This window comes from Corynebacterium sp. (assembly GCF_022712275.1).
Lineage (GTDB): Bacteria > Actinomycetota > Actinomycetes > Mycobacteriales > Mycobacteriaceae > Corynebacterium.
Map to the genome: position 1 here is coordinate 112321 of NZ_JALAGU010000053.1, position 18166 is coordinate 130486.

Below are 18166 nucleotides of genomic sequence, written 5' to 3' on the forward strand. Positions count from 1 at the left end.
AGTGGTTGCGGACTAGAGGACGACGACGCCCTCGGCGACACCGACGGCACGCAGGTCGCGGTACCACCGCTCGACCGGGTGCTCCTTGGTGAAGCCGTGGCCGCCGAGCAGCTGGACGCCGTCGGAACCGATCTGCATGCCCTTGTCAGCGGCGAAGCGGCGGGCGAGCCCGGCCTCACGGTTGAAGGAGCGGCCCTGGTCGAGGCGGGAGACGCCACGGTAGGTGATCAGCTGGAGGGCATCGAGTTCGATGCGGATGTTGGCGACCATGAAGGCGACGGCCTGGCGGTTGGCGATCGGCTCGCCGAAGGCGGTGCGCTCCAGGACGTAGGGCTTGACGTACTCGAGAACGGCCTCGGAGGTGCCGGTGGCCAGCGCAGCCCAGCCGAGGCGGGCGCGGCGGATGATCTCGGTGTAGTTCTCGCCACGGGTGTCGGCGTCGAGGTCGGCACCACCCAGGAGGTTGGAGGCCGGGACCTTGACGTCCTTCAGCAGGACGCGGCCCAGGGACGCGGCGCGCAGACCCATGGACGGGTCAGCCTCGACGACGACGCCCTCGGTGGAGGACTCGACGATGGCGAAGGTGTTCACACCGTCGAGGTCGACAGCGATGACGAAGAGCTCGGCGGAACCCGCGTTGGGGACCATGGTCTTCACACCGTTGATGACGATGTCGTCGCCCTCGCGCTTGGCGGTGGTCTGCAGGACGAAGGGGTCGAACAGTGCACGCTGCTCGTTGACGATGACCGCGGAGACCGGGACGTTCTCGCCGGAGAACTCCGGGAGGTAGGTCTTCTGCTGGGCGTCGTCACCGTAGTTGGTGATGGTGTTCGCGACACCGGCCGGAGCGAGGATCGCGACAGCCTGGCCCATGTCACCGAAGGCCAGGGCCTCGGCGACCATGGCACCGGTGGTGGCGGCGGACTCGGTGGCGAGTCCCTCGTACTCCTCCGGGAGGTTGATCAGGGAGATACCGAGCTCGGCGGCGGCGGCGAGCACCTCGGCGGAGGTGACGGCGGCCTCGTTGGCGTCGGCTGCGACAGGGCGGAGCTGGTCCTCGGCGAACTCGCGGACAGCGCCGACGAGCATCTCCTGGTCCTCGGACGGAGTGAGGTCGAAAAGGACCTTCGCCGGCTTGGAGGACTCAGCGGCGGCGTCCCCCTCAGCGGCGTCGGTGGGCTGGTTCTCCAGGCGGACCGGCTTGCCGGAGCCCTTGGACTTCTTGAACTGGCGGTTGATGGCACCGAGGGTGCGCATTCCACCCTTGGTGGACTCGTAGGCCACGCGGTCGACCTTTTCACCGAGACCGTACTTCTGCGCGAGGTCGGAACCGGTGAAACGGGTCAGCACCCGCATCACGGCGCCGGTGGCGTCGCGCTTGATGGTGTTCAGGCCGGGCGTGGAGTCGTTCCGCTTGCTTCGGTCGCTCATGGCGGGCAGCTACCTTTCGCTGTCTGGGACAGTGACGGATGAATAATGATGATTTCATCATAGCCATGTGCCATGACCCGCGTCACATTTCTTCCGGCAGTGCCGGAGATCACATCGCGAAAGGTACCCCCGCCCGGGGGAAAATATTTCGTCAGGAACGTTCCGGCTTGACCATCGGGAAGAGCACGGTCTCACGGATTCCGAGGCCGGTCAGGGCCATGAGAAGTCGGTCGATGCCCATGCCGTTGCCGGAGGTAGGCGGCATTCCCTGCTCCATCGCGGCGAGGAAGTCCTCGTCGAGCACCATGGCCTCATCATCGCCGTCGGCGGCCAGGCGGGCCTGGTCCTCGAAGCGCTCACGCTGGATGACCGGGTCGACGAGCTCGGAGTAGCCGGTGGCCAGCTCGAAGCCACGGACGTAGAGGTCCCACTTCTCGGCCACACCGGGCTTGGAACGGTGCTGACGGGTCAGCGGGGAGGTCTCCACCGGGAAGTCGCGGACGAAGACGGGCCCGTAAAGCTGGTCCTCGCACAGGTACTCCCAGATCTCCTCGACGAGCTTGCCGTGTCCCCAGCCACCCTTCACCGGGACATCCAGGCCGATGTCCGCGGCCAGTGCCTTGAGCTCCTCGACGGTGGAATCGATGGTGACTTCAGCGACCGCGGTCTGCTCCGGGAACTTCCGGCCCAGCGCCTCGTTGAGGGAGGGGTACATCTCCATGACACGCCACTCGCCGCCGAAGTCGTATCCGGTGCCGTCGACGAGCGTGACGGTGGTGGAACCGAAGACCTCGACCGCGATCTCCTGGATGATGTCGTGGATCAGCTGCGCACCGGTGTCGTAGGTGCCGTAGGCCTGGTAGGTCTCCAACATGGCGAACTCCGGGGAGTGGGAGGAGTCCACACCCTCGTTACGGAAGTTGCGGTTGACCTCGAAGACCTTGTCGATACCGCCGACGACGCAGCGCTTGAGGTAGAGCTCCGGGGCGATACGCAGGTACAGGTCGATGTCGAGTGCGTTGGAGTGCGTCTCGAAGGGGCGGGCAGCGGCGCCGCCGTGCAGGGTCTGCAGCATCGGGGTCTCGACCTCGAGGAAACCACGGCGCTCCAGGGCATTGCGCAGTGCACGCATGACCTTGATGCGGGTCAGGGCGTTGGTCCGGGCCTGCTCGCGCATGATGAGGTCGGTGTAGCGGTGACGGATCCGGGAATCCTCGCTCATCTCCTTGTGCGCGACCGGGAGCGGACGCAGCGACTTGGAGGCCATGGACCAGGCGTCCGCCATGACGGAAAGCTCGCCACGCTTCGAGGCGACGACGCGTCCGTGGACGAAGACGATGTCACCGAGGTCGACGTCGGCCTTCCAGGACGCCAGGGCGTCCTCCCCCACCTCGGCCAGGGACAGCATGGCCTGCATCTGGGTGCCGTCGCCCTCCTGCAGGCGGGCGAAGGCGAGCTTGCCGGTGTTGCGCACGAAGATGACGCGGCCGGCGACGCCGACTACGTCATCGGTCTCGTCGCCCGGCGCGAGGTAGGTGACGCCCTCGACGCGCTCGACAGCGACGGCCTCCTCCTCGTCCTTCGGGAGAACCGCGTAGGACGCGAGGATCTCGGAGAGGGTGCGGGTGCGGTCGACGACGACCGGGTAGGCGTCCTTCCCCTCGGCCAGCAGGCGCTCCCGCTTCTCGCGGCGGATCTTCAGCTGCTCCGGGAGGTCGTCGGAGGCTGTGGCGTCTGTGGTCTGGGGATTCTGCTTCTGGTCAGTCACGGTCATCCAGCCTACTGCATGGCAGGTAGGGCGCCGGAACGGCACTCGATGACCCGTCGGCGGCACGGGTATCTGACCGCTGACTACGGTCACCCGCGCGGGACCGCCCGTCCGTGGCCGTAGTCCCGGGCCCGGACCTCCGGATTGCCGTGGCCTCGGGGGGGCAGGGTGCTCCACCGCCCCAGGCCGGTCGGATGACCTGCAGAGTGCTTGTCGCCGTACCGTCGAAAAGAACCTCGCCGAATCCGCCGTCTCCGACATCCTCGACACGGACGGGAACACACTCTTCCGGATGCTCCCGGATGTACCGGCAGCCGACTTCCAGGCCCACATCATGTTGATGTCGTGGCCCGGAGCACTTGAGGAGCAGGGCGGCATGTAGCTGTTCACGGAATCACTGCTCATCGCGCACCTCCCGGTAGACGAAGGAGTCGGTGGTCACACAGGACCCCGCCTTACCCCAGGTGGGGAGAAGCACCGTGCCGGAGCCTTCGACGGGGCCGACGGCCCTGTTGCGTCCGACCCAGCGGACGAGGGCGCCGAAGTCGGGGACGTGGACGACCTCCCCCAGCACCGAGTCACGGGCGATCTCGGTGACAAGATCGTGGTCGTGGTTCCAGCCGAGTCGAACGGTACCGCTCTCCCCGTCGATCTCCGTCTCGAACCAGCCGGCGCCGAGGTCGGTGACCGTCACCGTGTGGCAGCGCTCGGGGTAGTGGCGGGCGAAGTCGGTGATCCGACGGCCCTGGATGTAGTGGACACTGTGTCCGGGGGTGTGCAGGGTGCAGTGCGTCGTGCGCATGATATTCCTGTGCATCGCGGTTTCCTCACAGGACTTCTGCCCTGCGGGGCCGATCTCTCTCGGGGGCACCGATGCACGCGACACGGTTGCCAGTCACTGAATCCGTCCGGAGCCGGGCGGCGCCCCGGGTTTCCGGCCCGGGTCAGGCGCGCCGCTCAGTGAGCTTCTTGATCTGACGTCGACGACACTAGCACCACCTAGACCAGGCTGTCTAGTCAATGGCGGAGAAAGACCGGAACCCACGCACCCCGGTCTTGACCACGACCATGAACCGCCTGACCAGGGCCTACACCGCCGAGGACGCCGACACCCGCCTGCGCGCCACACTCGCTGCCGGCACCGATCCACAGCCGGACGACCTCCCAAATGGATCACGGCGACCGGGAGATGCGTCGCAGTCTCTCGCGGGCATTCCTGCAGCTCGGGTAGAGCGCGCGGCCCGCACCCGAGGAGCACGGTGGTGTCCACGGTGGGGTCCACGATGGCATCCATGCACGCGCCACCCTGCTCATGCTCGACGACCCGGACCTGGGTTTTGACGCCGCCGAGTTCGCGGCACACCAACCTCGGCACCATGCGTATCGGCGAAGTCTCTGACCTCTCCGGTGTCAGCGTGCGCATGCTGCGGCACTACGACCGGGCCGGTCTGCTCAGCCCCTCCCACCGGACCTCGACAGACTACCGCGACTACTCCCCCGCCGACCTCGGCCGTCTGTTCCGGATCGAGGCGTTGCGCTCGCTCGGCCTCACCCTCGCCGAGGTCGGCGACGCCCTCGACGACCCCACGATGGACGCCGCACCGTGCTCGACCGGCTCCGGCAGGAGACCCGCGACCGGATCCGCACTGAGCAGGACCTGCTTACCCACCTCACCGAGGTCAGTGACACCGGATCTGAGACATGGGAGGACGCCCTGCGCGTCACCGCGATGCTCACTGCTCTCCGTGAGGGCTCATCACGGCAGCGTCAGGCGGCTGTTCTCCAGGCCACCGCATCCCAGTCCCCGGACCAGCAACCGGTCGCCGCACTGGTGGCGTCCTACCTGGAGGAACCGGACGAGAACGCTGCCGGCGCACTGCGCTGGGCGCTGGCCCGTGTGGGGAAGGACGCCGTACCCGCACTCGTCAACCGTGCCGACGGACCGCAGGTGGCGCGGCGTCGTATCGTCGAGGTCCTCGGCGTGATCGCCACGGAGTATGCCTCAACGGGCAGGGTCGGCTCTGCGCTGCTCACTGCGGCGGAGGACTCCCCCACCCCGGTACGCCTCCGCATCGTCCAGTCGCTCGGCGACCTTCCCGACGCGGGCACGGCGCCGGGCCGCTTCACCGAAGATCCGGACAGCAGCATCGCCGGCACCGCCCGCTATCTGCTGGACCGGTGACCGGTCAGTCGTCCCCGTCGAGACGCGAGAAGATGTCGAGGTCGTTCCACTGACCTCGCAGGTACTCGGCGTCCCGCAGCGTCCCCTCACGCTGGAAGCCGGCGGTCAACGCCACCCTGCAGGACGCCACGTTCTCCGGATTCGCCTTGATCTGCACCCGGTGTACCCCGTAGTCGAAGAGGAACTCGCTGATCAACGCGACCACCGCGGTCATCAGTCCACGGCCGCGCAGGTGCGGTGCAGTCGTGTACCCGAGTTCGACGACCGCTCCGGCCCGGTTGACCAGTCGGACCTCCAGGGTGCCGCCGAAGTGCCGGGCATTGTCCGGGTCATCGACGATCCAGAGCATCGCCTCCGGGTTGTAGAGCATGGAGCGGAGGAACAGGGCGGCGTCCTCCCGGGAGTAGTTCTCCGGAAGGTGGGTGAACTCGATCGACCCGGCGTCCCGTGACGAGGTCACGAGACCGTCCAGGTCGGCGTCAATCGGCGCGCGCAGCCGGAGCGTCCCCCCGTCGGGCAGATCGCCGACGACATCGGAGGACGGCAGCGGCCACGCGAAACCTGTCATCCTCCCGAGGTTACTATCCCAGCAGCCAGTCGTTCGGGGAGAACAGCTCGAAGTGCACACCGACCGGTTCCAGCGAGGACGCCGCGATCTGGGCGCGGATGTCCTGCAGGAAGCCGTTGCCGCCGCACAGGTACCAGTCGGCACCGGCGGGGATGTCCAGATCTGCCAGGGAGACACGCTCGCCGGCGCCGGTGTAGCTGCGGTAGCGGCGGACCGTGGAGCCCTGGGAGTCCAGCGCATCCAGCAGCCCCTTGGTGACCTCGCGCTGAGCGTAGGCTTCCTCGGAGACGTCCGAGTGGATGACGGTGATGTCGCGGGCACCCGCCCCGGCGACGAGCGCGGAGAGCATACCGACCATCGGGGTCGAGCCGATACCGGAGCTGACGAGCACCACCGGGGTGGTATCCGAGTCACCGAGCACGAGGTCACCGGCGGGCAGGGTGGCCTCCACCCGGTCACCCACGGCGGTGGTGTCCAGCAGCGTGGAGGAGACCTCACCGTCGCGCTGCACGGCGATGGTGAAGCCCTTGTCGTCCCAGTTGACCAGGGAGTACTGACGCAGCTGACGGGCGCCGTCGCCCAGGGTCACGCCGAGGGAGGTGTACTGGCCGGCCTTCGTGGCGGTGAAGGCACCCGGAGCGTCCGGCACCTCGAAGGTGAACTCGGTGACCCGGTCGGACAGGTCACGTCGGGCCACGAGAACGGCATCCCGGAAGACATCACCGGGGGTCACCTCGGCGGTGGCGTAGAGATCCTTCTCCGCGTCGATGAGGACCCGGGCCATCAGCCAGTAGACCTCGGTCCAGGCTTCGGCGACCTCAGGGGTCACAGCCTCGCCGAGGACCTTGCCGATCGCAGCGAAAAGGTAGTGGTAGACGATCTTGTACTGGTCCTCGGTGATGCCGAGCGAGACGTGCTTGTGGGCGATGCGGGAGAGCATGTCGACCGCGTCCGGGCCGTCAGGGTTGACGAGCATGGTGGCGAAGGTGGCGACGGAAGCGGCGAGGGCCTTCTGCTGGGCGCCGGTCTTCTGGTTTTCACGGTTGAAGGTGTTGGCGAGCAGGTCCGGGTTCTCGGCGAACATGCCGGCATAGAAGGTCTTCGCGATCTCCCCGATATTCTCCCCGATGACCGGGAGGGTGGCCTTGACGGTCACCTCGTGGGCCGGGCTGAGGTGGGCGGTGCGGGCGGCCTCGCGCAGGGGTTCGGTTGCGGTGAACATGGTCGTTACCTCCATGGGAAGTGTGGTTGTGGAGTGGAGTAGGGGTTCTCGAGTTCAGTGCAGGGCGGGTAGCCCGGGCAGCCCGATGGATACAGGTCCGGATGACGCCTGGTCGCTCCGGTCGATGAGCTCGCCGAGGGTCATGCCGTCGAACGTGGCGAAGAAGTTCTCCTGCGCCTGTGCCAGCAGGTGCCGCAGGGAACAGTCCCGCGCGGCGAGCGGACACGGGGCGTCCCCGTCACAGTCGACGACCTCGTGGTTGCCTTCGAGTTGGCGGAGCAGGAGTCCGATGTCTGTCTCCCGTGCGCCGTCCGCGAGGTACACCCCACCGCTGCGTCCGCGGACGGACGCCAGGACGCCCAGCCCGGTGAGCCGGGCGACGACCTTCTTGACGTGGGACGCCGGGGCCGCGGTCTGGACCGCGAGTTCTCCGACGGTGCGTCGCTGAGCCGGGTCGGTGGCACCGGCGGCGCCGGTGTCCCCGAGGATCATGAGGGACCGGAGTCCCAGGTCAGCGAACTTGGTGAGGTGCATGGACTCCACGCTAGGCCGGTCGCCGTAAAAGGGACATCTCAGATACCCCATATAAGTTCACGGTGGTCTCACGCGAAACCACAGGTCAGGGTACGTTTACCTGACCTGTTCCGGACTATCTGCCCTGTGGCGTGCAGCGTCAGGACAGACCGTCCGGCCGTGCAGTCCGACAGGACGCCACCGATTGATCTACGTCACATTTTCCGGGGCTCCCCCGCCCCTTCTCCCTGCCACCCCCGGTCGGGTTAGTCGGGCGGGACCGGACAAGGCACCGCCCCCTACAGGTCATCCGAGGAGAGGTAGCGGGGACGCCCCGACAGCAGCTGCACCTCCGGGTGGGACGCCACGAGCCGTTCCACCGCGTCCAGTACCTCGACGACGCGCTCCCGGTCCCCACTGACCACGGATACCCCGATCATCGTCCGACGGTGCAGATCACGGTGGTCCACCTCGGCCACCGAGACATCGGACTTCCGGCGGATCTCCGCGACGAGCGGGCGCACCACCGAGCGCTTCTGTTTGAGGGAATGCACATCCCCGAGGAGAACATCGAGTTCACAGGTTCCGGTCCACATATGGGCGGAAAGCCCAGCGCACCCGGGGACCGGTGAACAGGGACCTACGCCGGGAACCGGGGGTTCATCAGGCCGGATCCCACCGGCACGTCCGCCGGATCGTCCCCCAGCGACACCTGGCGGTTCTCCCCGTCGACGAAGACGACCCGCGGGTTGTAGTCCTTGAGCTCCTCGGCGGTGTACTGGCCGTAGCCGATGATGATCACAAGTTCGCCGGGGTGCACCAGATGGGCGGCGGCGCCGTTGATCGAGATCATCCCCGAGCCCCGCTCACCGGTGATGGCGTAGGTGGTCAGCCGGGCGCCGTTGTCGACGTCGACGATGTCGATCTGCTCACCCTCGAGGATGTCGGCGGACTCCATGAGATCGGCGTCGATCGTGCAGGAACCCACGTAGTGCAGGTCAGCCTGGGTGACCGTCGCCCGGTGGATCTTGGACTTCATCATGGTTCTCAACACGCGGACAACCTTACTGCGCTGCTGCGGCGTCCGTGGCCGCAACGGGATCGTCGCCCAGGTTCCGGAACCCGATCCCCACAGGCACGCCGACGTTGTCGATCAGGCGGGTGTCGCCGATCTTCGCCGCGACCAGCAGTCGGGCGTCACCGGTCTCCGGGGCGTCCCCGAGGTCCGCGCCGCGCAGCTCCAGGTAATCGACCTCGATCTCCGGGACGGAGTCCAGGATCGCCCGGGCGGTGGACAGCACAGCCTCCGCACCGTCCTCGGCGACATGGGCGCCGGCGGTCAGGGCCGCCGACAGGGTCAGCGCCAGTTCACGCTCGGTCTCGGCGAGGTAGATGTTGCGCGAGGACTTCGCCAGGCCGTCGGCCTCGCGGACGATCGGGACCCCGTGGACCTGCACACCGAGGTTGAGGTCGGTCACCATCTGCTGGATGAGGACCAGCTGCTGGTAGTCCTTCTCACCGAAGAAGGCGTCCGAGCAGCTCGTGATGTGCATGAGTTTCTGCACCACGGTGAGCATCCCGGCGAAGTGGATCGGCCGGGTGCGACCCTCGAGGATCTCACCGACCGGGCCGGGATGCACCGTGGTCCGCGGTCCGTTGGGGTACATCTCGCGGACGCTGGGCGCGAACACGGCGTCCACCCCGACCGCGCGCAGCTTCTCGACGTCGGCGTCGAGGGTACGCGGGTAGGCGTCCAGGTCCTCACCCTCGCCGAACTGCAGCGGGTTGACGAAGACCGACACGACGACAAGGGCCCCGGGGATGCGCTGGGCGTTGCGCACCAGTGACAGGTGGCCTTCGTGCAGCGCACCCATCGTGGGCACGAGCACGACCGGACGCCCGACCTTGCGGATCGCCCGGGTCAGCTCCCCGATCTCCTCGATGCCGGTGTAGACCGTGGCCTGTCCGGGGGTGAAACTCACCGTTGCCGCTCCTTCGCGATCAGAGTGTGATGCTGTAACGGATCAATAAGAGTAGTCCCCGTCCAGTGCCCGCTCCACATTGAGGGACCCTACGGACCGCGCGGTGCGCAGTGCCGCCGCCCGGTAGGACGCCGCGAGCGTCTGCCCCTCGTCGTCCACCGCACCGAGCGCGTCGAGGTGACGCAGCACGGTGGCGGCGTCGTCACGGGCGGTCGGGCCGGTCAGTGCGGCCGTCCGACGGTCGAGCACTCCGGCGAGTGTCGCGGGCAGGATCCTGCGCAGCAGCACCGCCGAGTCCGGATCCTCCGCCACCGGGACACCCGACTGTCCCTCCCCCGGATCCGCCAGCGCGTGGTCGAGGACGCGCAATGCCTCGCTGACCAGGGTGACCAGGTGGTTCGAGCCGTGCGCCATCGCAGCGTGGTAGAGCGTCCGGTGTTCCTCGGCGACCGGTACGGCGATACCACCGCAGGCACCGACGAGCAGTTCCGCGACCGCGGCCCCGGTGTCCGAGTCCGCGGTGACGCCCCAGGCGCAGCCCGCGAGATTGCCGGTGTCCTCCGGACGCCCGGTGAAAGTCATCGCCGGGTGCAGTGCCAGGGGCAGCGCCCCGGTGTCCGTCACCGGTTGCAGGACGCTGCAGCCCAGGGCCCCGGCGGTGTGGACCACGATCTGGCCGGGACGGGTCACCTCGGCGACCTGCTCCACGACTGCGGGCAACTGCGGATCCGGCACGGCGAGGACGACCAGTGCCGCCTGCGCCGCATCCGCGATGTCGGTCACCGGCACACCGGGCAACCGCTCGGCGGCCCGGGCAGCGGAGACGTCGGAGCGGGCGACGACACCGTGGATGTGGTGCCCGGCCCGCTGGAGAACCGAGGCCACCGCAGTCCCCACGGAACCGGCAGAAATGACCCCGACCGACAGGCGCGGTTCCTGTCGGTCGGGGTGGGGTGCGCTGACGTCGCCTCCGGTCACTTGGCGTTCTTCTTCAGCTGCGCCATGAGCTGCGCGACAGTGACGGAGCTGTTTCCGTCTTCCGGACGTTCATCGGCGCGACGGCGTCCATGGGAATCCTCCGTAACGGCCGGAGACTCGGCCCGACGGCGACGGTGGTGGCCGATCTCCTCCTCGGGAGCCTCGTGATGGCCGGCAGTGGGAGCGGTGAAGGACGGGGCGGACTCCTCCGGCTCCGCTTCTGCAGCCTCTGCAGCCTCTGCAGCCGTCGCTTCGGGGGCCGCCTTCTCCGGCTGCCGTGGGGCCCAGGTCCGCTCAGCGGGCTTCTCCGTCACGGGCTCCGGAGCAGACTCTCCAGCGTCGCTGTACCGGCTGTCCCGGGTGTCCACGACCAGCGGGAGCATGCTGGTCTCCTCGGAATCGGTACCGGACCAGTTCACCGCGGAGAAGGTACCGGTGGCGAAGCCGCCACGGCGTCCACCCTGGTGGGACTCCGGCGCCTGGTGCGTACGACCGGTCTCCGGGGCCGCCTCCGACTCCTCCTGCTCACGCTGGAACGGGGAGCGTGACGCGAACGGGGACCGACCCGACGCATCGGACGATGTGTCGGTGCCCCCGGCCTTCGCGGTGTTCGCGGCCGTCGGCGGCGTGGAATGACGCTCCAGCTCGATGATCCGTTCGGCACGGGCGCGGACGGCCACCTGGTCCTCGGTGAGATCCAGTCCGGACAGGTCCGAGAGCTGCTCCCGCAGTGCGGCGAGCTCGAGGCGGATGGACTCGAGTGTCTCGTCGCGTCCCGTGTCACCACGGTCCGCGTAGGACTTCTCCAGTTCCGCCTCACGACGCCGGTGCTCGGCACGCTCGGCGTCCAACTCGGCGACACGTCGGGCGTCCCGCTCCCGGTTGCGGGAGGATTCCTCCCCCAGCGCACCCGAGTACCGGGACACGAGGACGGCACCGATGAACGCCGCCCACAGCGCTGCGATGACCGCGATGTTCATCCACACGTCACTGTCGACGAAGAACATGATCACCGTCGCGAACAGTGCCAGGACGAAGAGGAAGTACATCAGCAGTTTCGAGACACCACCCGGTGCCCGGGTGGGCCGTGCGCTCGACGGATCCGGGAGTCGGTGCGGATCAGGAGACGGATACGCGGAACTCATGTCGCCCACACTACATTGCCTGTGCCCCTGACCGGCGTCCATCCGGATCCGCGTCGCCCGGCGGAACCAGACAACAGCGCTCCAGGACCACGCCGGCGACCGCCACAGCAGCCCCGGCGGCCACACAGGTCACCGCCCCGGGAGTGTCTTCCTGGGCCGCCAGCAACGAGGAGTACTCGACGACGACGTAGACCGTCAGCCCCAGGTAACCGCCACCGACGAACGCCCCCAACCACGAGCAGGCCTTGCCCAGCACCGCCGCCCGGGCAATGAAGACAGGAGCCATCTGGCTGCGGTCCTGACCCACCTCACCGTCGGCGATCCGCCGCCGCACCGCCACCGCGGTCACCGCCGCGACACCGGCGATGATCCACATCGCCACGGAATTCCGGACCCGGGCCGGCGGAAAGTCCCCGTAGAAGTAGACCGCGGCCACCCCGACGACCAGTGCCGAGGCACCGGCCGCGACGAGCAGGGCACTGACCGGGGTCAGCGACATGCCGGGTCCGCCCGACTGACCCGGTTGTCCGTTCTTCTGCTTCATGGAGCCCATGCTACGTCGGGCAGCGCACGCACTCCGGACACATCCTCCTCAGGACAGGCGGCGATGAGGTCCGCCAGGGGTGTTCCACCGAGCGTGGACGAAGGGTCAGCGTCCTGCCAGGGGACCAGGACGAAGGCGCGCGCATGGGCCCACGCATGGGGCACGACGAGCTCCTCACCCCACCGGCCGTCGCTGCGGATCTCCTCCCCCGTGTCCGAGTACAGCGCGACCAGGTCGACGTCCAGTGTGCGCGGTCCCCAGTGCCGGGCACGGACCCGGTGGGCGGCCTGCTCCTCCGCCTGGCAGCGGTGCAGCAGATCCAGTGGGGTGAACAGGGCGTCCTCCACATCTGCGATGAGGACACAGTTGCGGAACTCGGCCTGGTCGGCCACACCCCACGGCGGGGTGGCGAACATCCGGGACGACGCGAGGACGCGGATCCCCGCGGTGGACGCCAGTGACGCCGCCGCGTGGGCGATCTGTGCCGCCGGGTCCCCGAGGTCACCGGGCAGGTTCGCACCGAAGGCGAGGACGGCCCTCACTTCCCCGTCCTCGGAGCGGACTTCTGGGACCGTCGGGCGACGACACGAACATCGGTGAAGGGGTGGTGGATCGGGGCGTCCGGCTTGTGGACGGTCACCTCGACCGCGATCACCCCGGTCAGGTCGTTGATCCGGTCGGCGACAGTGGCCGCCAGGGTCTCGATGAGGTCGAGTGACGGCCCCTCGATGACCCCCACGGCGATATCGGCGAGGTCGACGTAGGAGATCGTCTGGGCGATCTCGTCGGACGCGGTGGCGGCCGAGAAGTCGGTCCACACCACGAGATCGGTGATGAACTTCTGGCCCTTGTCCTTCTCGAAGTCGTAGACACCGTGGTAGCCGTAGGCTTCCAGTCCGTCGAGTTCAATACGGTCAGCCACGTCGGGCCCTCCATCCTTCCGGCAGCGCCGGTCCGTGTGCCAGTGCCACCGCATGGGCGACATCGACGGCCGCCCGGGTCGCGGCGACGTCATGGACCCTCACGGCCCACACGCCTGCCTGTGCGGCCAGTGCCGAGACCGCCGCGGTGGCGTCATCGGCGGAGGTCGGGGTGCCGGGTTCCCCGTCCGGACCCGGTCTCAGAGCCGTGAGGAACCGCTTGCGGGACGCCCCGATGAGGGTGCGGTACCCCTGCTCCGCCCAGGTCGCGGTGTAGCCGGGCATGTCGTGCAGCAGTGCCCAGTTGTCGTCGGCGTCCTTGGCGAACCCGATACCGGGGTCCAGGATCAGCCGATCGGCGGGGATACCCGCGTCCCGGGCGGCCTCCGTCAGGTCACCGAGCAGCCCGGTGACGTCGGCGACGACATCTCCCCCGTGGTCGGCACGTCCTTCGGCGGAGGCGAAGCGCCCGGTCCGCCAGTGCATGAGACAGTAGTCCACCGGCCGCCCCACCGGCCGTGTCCGGTCGGCGTCGGCGATGACCCGGTACATCCCGGGGTCCGCCAGCCCACCGGAGACATCGTTGACGATGTCGACACCGGCGGCGACCGCGGCGCCCGCAGTGGCGGCGCGCATCGTGTCCACGCTGGTGGTGATGCCGTCGGCGTGCAGGGCGGCGATGACCGGGACGACCCGGTCACGCTCGACGTCCGGGTCGACGCGGGTGGCTCCGGGACGGGTGGATTCCCCGCCGATGTCGATGATGTCCGCACCGGCGTCGACCATCTCGCGGGCGTGGGCGAGCGCACGCTCCGTGGAGTTCCACTCACCACCGTCGGAGAAGGAGTCCTCGGTGACGTTGAGGATCCCCATCACGAGCGTGCGGGGCATCAGTTCCCCCGGATCAGGGCAAAGGCCTCGGCACGGGTGCGGGCATCGTCCCGGAAGCCACCGCGCACGGCCGAGGTCACGGTCGTCGCGCCGGGTTTGCGGATACCGCGCATCGCCATGCACAGGTGCTCGCACTCGAGGACGACGATGACGGCGGACGCGTTGAGACGGGTGGCGACGGCGTCGGCGACCTGACTGGTGAGGCGTTCCTGGACCTGGGGACGCTTCGCGAAGCCGTCGACGAGGCGGGCGAGCTTCGACAGTCCGGTGACGGTGCCGTCCTCGCCGGGGATGTAGCCGATGTGGGCGTGACCGTAGAAGGGCACCAGGTGATGCTCACAGGTCGAGTAGATCGGGATGTCCTTGACCAGGACGAGTTCGCGGTGGTCCTCGTTGAAGGTCTTGTCGAGGACCTCCGCCGGGTCACGGAAGAGACCGTCGAAGATCTCACGGTAGGCGCGGGCGACCCGTGCCGGGGTCTCCTGCAGACCCTCGCGGTCGGGGTCCGCACCGACGGCGAACAGCAGCTCGCGCACGGCTGCTTCCGCCCGCTCCCGGTCGAAGGGGCGACCGGTGATCTGGGAGACCGGCTGGTCGGTGGATTCAGTGTTACTCAACGGTCGTCCTCGGTCGTGTCGTCGGTGTTCTGCTCCGGGGCAACCCGGTGGTGGCGTCCGGTGGGGGCGTCGTCGGTGGCCCACGGGTGGTCGGGCTGCTCATTGTCCGGCAGACGGAAACCACGCATCTCGCCCTGGCCGGTTGCCCGTTCGGGGCCGGACCCGTAGTTCTGCTCACCGGGGTGACGCGGGGTGGCCTGGCCGGAGGGGTTGTTCAGCGGATCGCCGGGCGGGTTGGTCCGGTCCTGACCACCCCAGAGGTGGTCCTGGCGGGGTTGACCGGGCTGCTGGACCTGCTGTCCCTGCTGCTGCGGCGGGAAACCGGGCAACTTCGGCGGCACCCGGTCGCCCCCCTGCTGCCGCTGCTGGGTCTGTTCAAGCTGCTCAGCACGCTTGGCCTCCTGAGCCGCCCTGCGACGCTCCATCCGGGCCTTGCGCGCCTCGGAGTAGAAATCGGGACGCACCGGCGGCTCCTCGCCACGTTCCTTGGCGAGTTCGTTGGGGGTCTTCACCGGTTCACGGAAATCCTTCGGGAACTCGACGTCCTGGCCGTCGAAGATGTCGTTGACCTCGACCGAGGGCATCTCGCCGAAGATGGCCTCCAGGTCCGGACGACGCAGCGTCTCCTTTTCCAGGAGCTTGGTCGCCAGGGTGTCGAGGTAGTCCCGGTTCTCACGCAGGATGCGGTAGGCGACGACGTGGGCCTTCTCGATGAGCATCCGGACCTGGTCGTCGATCGTCGCAGCGACGGCCGGCGAGTAGTCCAGGGTGCCCTGGCCGGGGCGTCCGGCGAACGGATCGCCCTGTTCCTCGCCGTACTTCACCGCGCCGAGCTGCGGGCTCATGCCGTACTCGGTGACCATGCCGCGGGCGATCTTGGTCGCCTGCTCGATGTCGGCGGAGGCACCCGTGGTCGGGCTTCCGAAGACCAGCTCCTCGGCGGAGCGTCCGCCCATGGCGAAGACCAGTCGGGCGAAGAGCTCGGAGCGGGTGTACATGCCCTTGTCGTCCTCGGGCACGGCCATGGCGTGACCGCCGGTCTTGCCACGGGCCAGGATCGTGACCTTGTAGACCCGTTCGATGTCCTTGATGCCCCAGGCGGCGAGGGTGTGGCCGCCCTCGTGGTAGGCGGTGACCTTCTTCTCGTGCTCGGAGATGATCTTCGAGGTGCGGCGCGGACCACCGATCACGCGGTCGGTCGCCTCCTCCAGTGCATCGCCGGTGATGACATTGCCGTCGACGCGGGCGGTGAGCAACGCGGCCTCGTTGAGGACGTTCGCCAGGTCCGCACCGGACATACCGACGGTCCGCTTGGCCAGGGACTTCAGGTCCACGTCGGGGGCCAGGGGCTTGTTCTTCGCGTGGACACGCAGGATCTGCTCGCGGCCGGCCAGGTCCGGGTTGCCGACCGGGATCTGCCGGTCGAAGCGGCCGGGGCGCAGCAGCGCAGGGTCGAGGATGTCGGGCCGGTTCGTCGCGGCCATGAGGATGACGCCCTCACGGTCGTCGAAGCCGTCCATCTCGACGAGGAGCTGGTTGAGGGTCTGCTCGCGCTCGTCGTGACCGCCACCCATGCCGGCGCCACGCTGGCGACCGACCGCGTCGATCTCATCGACGAAGATGATGCAGGGGCTGTTCTCCTTGGCGGTCTTGAACAGGTCGCGCACGCGCGAGGCACCGACGCCGACGAACATCTCGACGAAGTCCGAACCGGAGATCGTGTAGAAGGGGACACCGGCCTCACCGGCGACGGCGCGTGCCAGCAGCGTCTTACCGGTACCGGGCGGACCGTAGAGCAGGACGCCGCGTGGAACCTTCGCCCCGAGCTCCTCATAACGTCCCGGGTTCTGCAGGAAGTCGCGGATCTCGTCGAGCTCCTCGACAGCCTCGTCGGCGCCGGCGACGTCGTCGAAGGTCGTGTCCGGATTGTCGACGTTGAGTTCCTTGGCCTTCGACTTGCCGATGCCGAAGGCACCGCCGGGGCCACCCTGCATACGGGTGAGGAAGAAGAGCAGCAGACCACCGATGATGAGGATCGGCAGCAGCATGACCAGCAGTGAGCCGAGGAAGGAATCCTCGGATACCCTGGTCTGGTAGGACTCGGCATCCGACGCCTCGACCTTGTCGAAGATGGATTCCGCGGCACGGGCCGGGTACTTCGTGATGATCTTCTCGATGTCGTCGTCCCCGTCGACGCTGATCGTGTCCTTCAACGTGATCTGGAGCTGCTGCTCCCGGTCGTTGATCTGCACCTCCTTGACGTTCTTGTCGTCGAGCTGCTTCACGGCGACGGAGGTGTCGACGTCGGAGTACCCGCGGGTGGAGTCGGTGAGAACGCTGAACGCGTAGATGGCGACGAGGATCGCGGCGACGACCGCGGCAATCCGCAGGACCTTCTTCTTAGTCATAGTCTCCCTAGGGTATCGCAGGGGTGGGCCGGATGAATCAGCTGTACACCTCGGGACGCAGTGCGCCGATCCACGGCAGCGTCCGGTAGCGCTCGGCGTAGTCCAGCCCGTAGCCGACGATGAACTCGTCGGGAACCTCGAAACCCAGGGCGGAGCACGCCACGTCGACGACGACCCGGTCAGGCTTACGGAGCAGGGCGACGACCTCGAGACTCTTCGGTCCGCGACCCTCCAGATCCTTGACCAGCCAGGACAGTGTCCTACCCGAATCGATGATGTCCTCCACGATAACCACATCCCGGCCCGCGATGTCCGTAGCCAGGTCCTTGACGATGGTCACGGTCCCGGAGGATTCCGCCCCCGAACCGTAGGAGGAGACGACCATGAACTCCAGCTGGGCGGGCACCGACAGGGCGCGGGAGAAGTCGGACATGAACACGGCGGCACCCTTGAGGACGCAGACGAGAACGAGGTCCTCCGGGGCGTCCCGGTACCGGTCACTGACCTCGTCGGCGAGTTCACGGACGCGCTGCTGCAGCGTCGGCTCGTCGATGAGGATCCCGGAGATATCGTCGCCGAAAGGGTGGTCGGGAATCTCGGAGGTCACGGTGTCCAGTCTCCTCAGGTGTGTGGTCTCCAGCGCGCCGTCACGCCGCCGGACCACACGTCGGTGGGTGTTGCGTCGGATATCGATTGTAGGCCCCGCCTGTTCCGGGTGCGGCACCGCGACGGGCCCCTGTCCGTGCCAGTCCGTGACCAGCGCGTCGATCCTGGTCAGGTGGACCGAGGTCAGCAGGCCGGCGGACCCGGCGAGCCAGTCGCGGAGCATCCGGCGGCGCAACGGCGCCGGCCGGTCGGCCAGCACCGTCACCGGCAGCCTGTCCCCCGGTGCCACCCCGGCAGACACCAGTGCCCCGGTCGCCAGGTCGTCGAGCAGGTCGGCGTCCTCCCGTAGCAGGCGGGCACTGCGGGTCAGTGCGGCATCCACCCGTGGACC

The 18166-nt window shown here is 68.1% G+C and carries 19 protein-coding genes and 1 pseudogene; 2 read left to right on the plus strand and 18 right to left on the minus strand.

The features are described 5' to 3' along the window. Positions 1 to 12: 12 nt before the first annotated feature. From Q0A27_RS13590 to Q0A27_RS13600, 3 genes are all read right to left on the minus strand, one after another. Entirely contained in the window at positions 13 to 1431 is a 1419-nt protein-coding gene (locus Q0A27_RS13590; RefSeq protein ID WP_291476237.1) for an acyl-CoA dehydrogenase family protein, read from the minus strand. 151 nt (positions 1432 to 1582) lie between these two features. Beyond that, on the minus strand, positions 1583 to 3205 hold the full coding sequence (gene lysS, locus Q0A27_RS13595) for a lysine--tRNA ligase (RefSeq protein ID WP_291476238.1): 1623 nt from the start codon (positions 3203 to 3205) through the stop codon (positions 1583 to 1585). A gap of 388 nt (positions 3206 to 3593) precedes the next feature. Continuing rightward, positions 3594 to 4016, minus strand: coding sequence for a hypothetical protein (locus Q0A27_RS13600; RefSeq protein ID WP_291476239.1), 423 nt, complete (start codon positions 4014 to 4016; stop codon positions 3594 to 3596). A gap of 559 nt (positions 4017 to 4575) precedes the next feature. Here Q0A27_RS13600 and Q0A27_RS15080 point away from each other — a divergent pair. Continuing rightward, positions 4576 to 4767: pseudogene (locus Q0A27_RS15080) on the plus strand (MerR family transcriptional regulator); the annotation flags it as partial. A gap of 35 nt (positions 4768 to 4802) precedes the next feature. Further along, positions 4803 to 5381 carry a hypothetical protein gene (locus Q0A27_RS13605; protein ID WP_291476240.1) on the plus strand — a complete coding sequence of 193 codons (579 nt, stop codon included), beginning with the start codon at positions 4803 to 4805 and terminating at the stop codon, positions 5379 to 5381. 4 nt (positions 5382 to 5385) lie between these two features. On the opposite strand, the gene Q0A27_RS13610 is transcribed toward Q0A27_RS13605, so the two are convergent. The 15 genes from Q0A27_RS13610 to hpt all read right to left on the minus strand — a co-directional run bounded on the left by Q0A27_RS13610 (position 5386) and on the right by hpt (position 17776). After that, positions 5386 to 5949 carry a GNAT family protein gene (locus Q0A27_RS13610; protein WP_291476241.1) on the minus strand — a complete coding sequence of 188 codons (564 nt, stop codon included), beginning with the start codon at positions 5947 to 5949 and terminating at the stop codon, positions 5386 to 5388. Positions 5950 to 5962: 13 nt separating this feature from the next. Further along, positions 5963 to 7171, minus strand: coding sequence for a globin domain-containing protein (locus Q0A27_RS13615; protein WP_291476242.1), 1209 nt, complete (start codon positions 7169 to 7171; stop codon positions 5963 to 5965). Between the two features lie 54 nt (positions 7172 to 7225). Further along, positions 7226 to 7705, minus strand: coding sequence for an Rrf2 family transcriptional regulator (locus Q0A27_RS13620; protein ID WP_291476243.1), 480 nt, complete (start codon positions 7703 to 7705; stop codon positions 7226 to 7228). Between the two features lie 278 nt (positions 7706 to 7983). Next, complete coding sequence (locus Q0A27_RS13625; protein ID WP_291476244.1) at positions 7984 to 8280, minus strand: DUF503 domain-containing protein; 297 nt, start codon at positions 8278 to 8280, stop codon at positions 7984 to 7986. Positions 8281 to 8324: 44 nt separating this feature from the next. Further along, positions 8325 to 8738 (minus strand): aspartate 1-decarboxylase, encoded by a 414-nt coding sequence (panD, locus tag Q0A27_RS13630; RefSeq protein ID WP_014009032.1) that lies wholly within the window; start codon positions 8736 to 8738, stop codon positions 8325 to 8327. Between the two features lie 10 nt (positions 8739 to 8748). Next, entirely contained in the window at positions 8749 to 9666 is a 918-nt protein-coding gene (gene panC / locus Q0A27_RS13635; RefSeq protein WP_291476245.1) for a pantoate--beta-alanine ligase, read from the minus strand. A 42-nt stretch (positions 9667 to 9708) separates the two neighbouring features. After that, a complete protein-coding gene (locus Q0A27_RS13640) occupies positions 9709 to 10644 on the minus strand; it encodes a DUF2520 domain-containing protein (protein WP_291476246.1) in 936 nt (311 codons plus the stop codon). Further along, positions 10641 to 11789 (minus strand): DUF6779 domain-containing protein, encoded by a 1149-nt coding sequence (locus Q0A27_RS13645; RefSeq protein ID WP_291476247.1) that lies wholly within the window; start codon positions 11787 to 11789, stop codon positions 10641 to 10643. The genes Q0A27_RS13640 and Q0A27_RS13645 overlap by 4 nt, the downstream gene beginning before the upstream one ends. Positions 11790 to 11799: 10 nt before the next feature. After that, positions 11800 to 12333 carry a DUF3180 domain-containing protein gene (locus Q0A27_RS13650; RefSeq protein ID WP_291476248.1) on the minus strand — a complete coding sequence of 178 codons (534 nt, stop codon included), beginning with the start codon at positions 12331 to 12333 and terminating at the stop codon, positions 11800 to 11802. Further along, positions 12330 to 12875, minus strand: coding sequence for a 2-amino-4-hydroxy-6-hydroxymethyldihydropteridine diphosphokinase (folK, locus tag Q0A27_RS13655; protein WP_291476249.1), 546 nt, complete (start codon positions 12873 to 12875; stop codon positions 12330 to 12332). The genes Q0A27_RS13650 and folK overlap by 4 nt, the downstream gene beginning before the upstream one ends. Beyond that, on the minus strand, positions 12872 to 13255 hold the full coding sequence (gene folB / locus Q0A27_RS13660) for a dihydroneopterin aldolase (RefSeq protein ID WP_291476250.1): 384 nt from the start codon (positions 13253 to 13255) through the stop codon (positions 12872 to 12874). Before folB ends, folK begins: the two co-directional genes overlap by 4 nt. Continuing rightward, positions 13248 to 14144 (minus strand): dihydropteroate synthase, encoded by an 897-nt coding sequence (folP, locus tag Q0A27_RS13665; protein WP_291476251.1) that lies wholly within the window; start codon positions 14142 to 14144, stop codon positions 13248 to 13250. Before folP ends, folB begins: the two co-directional genes overlap by 8 nt. Continuing rightward, complete coding sequence (folE, locus tag Q0A27_RS13670) at positions 14144 to 14761, minus strand: GTP cyclohydrolase I FolE (protein WP_291476252.1); 618 nt, start codon at positions 14759 to 14761, stop codon at positions 14144 to 14146. Before folE ends, folP begins: the two co-directional genes overlap by 1 nt. Then, the gene (gene ftsH / locus Q0A27_RS13675; RefSeq protein WP_291476253.1) at positions 14758 to 17169 is read right to left on the minus strand and encodes an ATP-dependent zinc metalloprotease FtsH; all 2412 of its coding nucleotides are present in this window, start codon (positions 17167 to 17169) and stop codon (positions 14758 to 14760) included. The genes folE and ftsH overlap by 4 nt, the downstream gene beginning before the upstream one ends. 37 nt (positions 17170 to 17206) lie before the next feature. Further along, complete coding sequence (gene hpt / locus Q0A27_RS13680; RefSeq protein ID WP_291476331.1) at positions 17207 to 17776, minus strand: hypoxanthine phosphoribosyltransferase; 570 nt, start codon at positions 17774 to 17776, stop codon at positions 17207 to 17209. Between the last annotated feature and the right edge of the window lie 390 nt (positions 17777 to 18166).

Excerpts from the sequence above, each read along its gene's own strand:
- Q0A27_RS13590 (WP_291476237.1), bottom strand. The coding sequence starts at position 1,431 with ATGAGCGACCGAAGCAAGCGGAACGACTCCACGCCCGGCCTGAACACC.
- lysS (WP_291476238.1), bottom strand. The coding sequence starts at position 3,205 with ATGACCGTGACTGACCAGAAGCAGAATCCCCAGACCACAGACGCCACA.
- Q0A27_RS13600 (WP_291476239.1), bottom strand. The coding sequence starts at position 4,016 with ATGCACAGGAATATCATGCGCACGACGCACTGCACCCTGCACACCCCC.
- Q0A27_RS13610 (WP_291476241.1), bottom strand. The coding sequence starts at position 5,949 with ATGACAGGTTTCGCGTGGCCGCTGCCGTCCTCCGATGTCGTCGGCGAT.
- Q0A27_RS13615 (WP_291476242.1), bottom strand. The coding sequence starts at position 7,171 with ATGTTCACCGCAACCGAACCCCTGCGCGAGGCCGCCCGCACCGCCCAC.
- Q0A27_RS13620 (WP_291476243.1), bottom strand. The coding sequence starts at position 7,705 with ATGCACCTCACCAAGTTCGCTGACCTGGGACTCCGGTCCCTCATGATC.
- Q0A27_RS13625 (WP_291476244.1), bottom strand. The coding sequence starts at position 8,280 with ATGTGGACCGGAACCTGTGAACTCGATGTTCTCCTCGGGGATGTGCAT.
- Q0A27_RS13645 (WP_291476247.1), bottom strand. The coding sequence starts at position 11,789 with ATGAGTTCCGCGTATCCGTCTCCTGATCCGCACCGACTCCCGGATCCG.
- Q0A27_RS13650 (WP_291476248.1), bottom strand. The coding sequence starts at position 12,333 with ATGAAGCAGAAGAACGGACAACCGGGTCAGTCGGGCGGACCCGGCATG.
- folP (WP_291476251.1), bottom strand. The coding sequence starts at position 14,144 with ATGCCCCGCACGCTCGTGATGGGGATCCTCAACGTCACCGAGGACTCC.
- ftsH (WP_291476253.1), bottom strand. The coding sequence starts at position 17,169 with ATGACTAAGAAGAAGGTCCTGCGGATTGCCGCGGTCGTCGCCGCGATC.